Source organism: Microbacterium sp., from assembly GCF_047606385.1.
Lineage (GTDB): Bacteria > Actinomycetota > Actinomycetes > Actinomycetales > Microbacteriaceae > Microbacterium.
This window is the reverse complement of the sequence record NZ_JASGEL010000066.1, coordinates 1-2,895: the sequence shown is the minus strand read 5'-3', so window position 1 is coordinate 2,895 and position 2,895 is coordinate 1. Positions and strand designations below refer to the sequence as shown.

Below are 2,895 nucleotides of genomic sequence, written 5' to 3'. Positions count from 1 at the left end.
GACCGTCGTCGTCACCACGCCCGGCGTGCTCGTCCACGTCCCGCGTGCCGCCCGCGCAGCGGCGATCGCGCGGGCGCGGGCGGCCGGCCGCTGGCTGACGCTGGACGAGCCCGGCATCCACGACGGATGGGCGCCGCCGGTTCCCGGCGCGTCGAACGGGACCTGCCTCGTGGCCGTCGACGGCGACGTCGTGGCCCGCGCCGATCCGCTCGGGCGGTTCGTGGAGTGGCTGCCCCGGTCGGCGTCCCCGGCGCGTTAGCGTGGCCTGGTGCTCACCGATCTGGACCGTGCGCTCCTCGATTTCGAGGCGCGGTGGCCCGGCCATGCCGGTGCCAAGGAGGAGGCGGTGCGCACCGAGCTGGACCTGGCTCCGGCGCGCTACTACCAGATGCTGGGACGGTTGATCGACCGGGAGGACGCTCTCGCCCACGACCCGCTGCTGGTGGGCGGACTGCGGCGCGCGCGCGACCGGCGGCGGGTCGAACGGATGCGGCGCGTCGGCGCCTGAACGGCAACCTGAGACACGCCCGGTACCATCATGGGGTGCCGCGCCAGAGCTACCCCCGCGACCGCTTCGACGACCTGCCCGCCGGCAGCGGTCGGGTGGGCGCCCATCGCGCTGAGAATCCCCGGATGCGCGTCGGGGTCGTGCTGCTGTGGGCGGTCGCGGCGACCATCGTGCTGGTCGCCGTCGGCATCTTCGGCAGCCTGATCGTGTCGGGCAAGATCGTGCTGTTCCCGGCGGCGACCGAGTCCGCGGTGGCGATCCCGACGGTCACCCCGACCATCGACACGTCGTACACGGTGCTGGTGCTCAACGCGACCAGCGAGTCCGGGCTGGCCACAGAGGTCAAGAACGAGCTCATCGCCCAGGGCTGGAGCGAGCAGAACGTCAACGCCAGCAACGCCAGCGGCAGCTTCGACACCACCACCGTCTACTACGCGGACGAGGACGCCTATGCGGCCGCCCTGGGCCTGGCCGTGATCGTGGGCGCGACCGACGTCGAGTTCGACGAGAACTATCCGATCGCGGGCGTGTCGACCACCCAGCTGACGGTCGTGCTGGGCAGCGATCAGCTGGGCGACGACAGCGCCTCATCGACCGACTGAACCCGGAATCCGCCCCGGTGTTTCGGCGGCGTAAACACTTCGCGGCAGCCGCGTCAACACTTGCCAGGACCGCGGTTTCCGGCGTGAGCGCGTGCATACGATGGCCAGGTTCCACAGCTTCAGGAGAATCGCATGGCCCAGGGCACCGTCAAATGGTTCAACGCCGAGAAGGGGTATGGCTTCATCACCTCCGGTGATGGCCAGGACGTGTTCGTCCACTACTCCAACATCGAGATGAGCGGATTCCGCGTCCTCGAGGAGGGGCAGGCGGTGGAGTTCACCGTGGGCACCGGACAGAAGGGCCCGCAGGCCGAGGCCGTCCGCGTCGTCTGAACCGTCTTCGCGCGAGACCGCATCCGCGCGCCGAGACCGTGGGGTCCAACCACCGTCTCGGCGCGCAGATGCGGTCTCGCTGTTTGCGAGGCGGGCGCGGGGTGGATGCCGCGGGGATGACGGCGTGTGTCAGGGGTGACGCGCGTTCTTGCACTCGGGTGGGGCGAGTGCCAGAATGGGTTAGCACTCGCTCTCGCTGAGTGCTAACAGACAGTCAGCCAACGTCCGGAAGGGACGACATTCACATGGCAAAGATCATCGCTTTCGACGAGGAGGCCCGTCGCGGCCTCGAGCGCGGCTTGAACACGCTGGCCGACGCCGTCAAGGTGACCCTGGGCCCCCGCGGTCGCAACGTCGTGCTCGAGAAGAAGTGGGGCGCCCCCACGATCACGAACGACGGCGTGTCGATCGCCAAGGAGATCGAGCTCGACGACCCGTACGAGAAGATCGGCGCCGAGCTGGTCAAGGAGGTCGCGAAGAAGACCGACGACGTCGCTGGTGACGGCACCACGACGGCCACGGTCCTGGCTCAGGCGCTCGTGCGCGAGGGCCTGCGCAACGTCGCGGCCGGCGCCGACCCGATCAGCCTGAAGAAGGGCATCGAGAAGGCCGTCAAGGCGCTCTCCGACGAGCTGCTCGCCACCGCCAAGGAGGTCGAGACCAAGGAGGAGATCGCCGCCACGGCCTCCATCTCCGCCGCCGACCCGGAGATCGGCGCGCTGATCGCCGAGGCCATCGACAAGGTGGGCAAGGAGGGCGTGGTCACCGTCGAGGAGTCCAACACCTTCGGCACCGAGCTCGAGCTCACCGAGGGCATGCGCTTCGACAAGGGCTACATCAACCCCTACTTCGTCACCGACCCGGAGCGTCAGGAGGCGGTGTTCGAGGACCCGTACATCCTCATCGCCAACCAGAAGATCTCCAACATCAAGGACCTGCTGCCGATCGTCGACAAGGTGATCCAGGAGGGCAAGGAGCTCCTCATCATCGCCGAGGACGTCGAGGGCGAGGCTCTCGCGACCCTGGTGCTGAACAAGATCCGCGGCATCTTCAAGTCGGTCGCCGTCAAGGCCCCCGGCTTCGGCGACCGCCGCAAGGCGCAGCTGCAGGACATCGCGATCCTCACCGGCGGCCAGGTCATCACCGAGGAGGTCGGCCTCAAGCTGGAGAACGCCACCACCGACCTGCTCGGCCGTGCCCGCAAGGTCATCATCACCAAGGACGAGACCACCATCGTCGAGGGTGCCGGCGACCCCGCGCAGATCGAGGGCCGCGTGACCCAGATCCGCCGCGAGATCGAGAACACCGACAGCGACTACGACCGTGAGAAGCTGCAGGAGCGCCTCGCCAAGCTCGCCGGCGGCGTGGCCGTCATCAAGGCGGGCGCGGCCACCGAGGTCGAGCTCAAGGAGCGCAAGCACCGCATCGAGGACGCCGTGCGCAACGCGAAGG

Annotated in this window: 4 protein-coding genes and 1 pseudogene; all 5 read left to right on the top strand. The window is 68.8% G+C overall.

Features of this window, described 5'->3' with window-relative positions:
- Positions 1-259 (top strand): annotated as a pseudogene (locus QM626_RS06460) (DUF2332 domain-containing protein); the annotation flags it as partial.
- Between the two features lie 9 nt (positions 260-268).
- Complete coding sequence (locus QM626_RS06455) at positions 269-508, top strand: DUF3263 domain-containing protein (protein ID WP_415075184.1); 240 nt, start codon at positions 269-271, stop codon at positions 506-508.
- A gap of 35 nt (positions 509-543) precedes the next feature.
- On the top strand, positions 544-1,110 hold the full coding sequence (locus QM626_RS06450; RefSeq protein ID WP_415075182.1) for a LytR C-terminal domain-containing protein: 567 nt from the start codon (positions 544-546) through the stop codon (positions 1,108-1,110).
- A 132-nt stretch (positions 1,111-1,242) separates the two neighbouring features.
- Positions 1,243-1,443 (top strand): cold-shock protein, encoded by a 201-nt coding sequence (locus tag QM626_RS06445; protein ID WP_415075180.1) that lies wholly within the window; start codon positions 1,243-1,245, stop codon positions 1,441-1,443.
- A 245-nt stretch (positions 1,444-1,688) separates the two neighbouring features.
- Positions 1,689-2,895, top strand: a 1,207-nt coding sequence (gene groL, locus QM626_RS06440) for a chaperonin GroEL (protein ID WP_415075178.1), incomplete at its 3' end; no start/stop codon positions are given.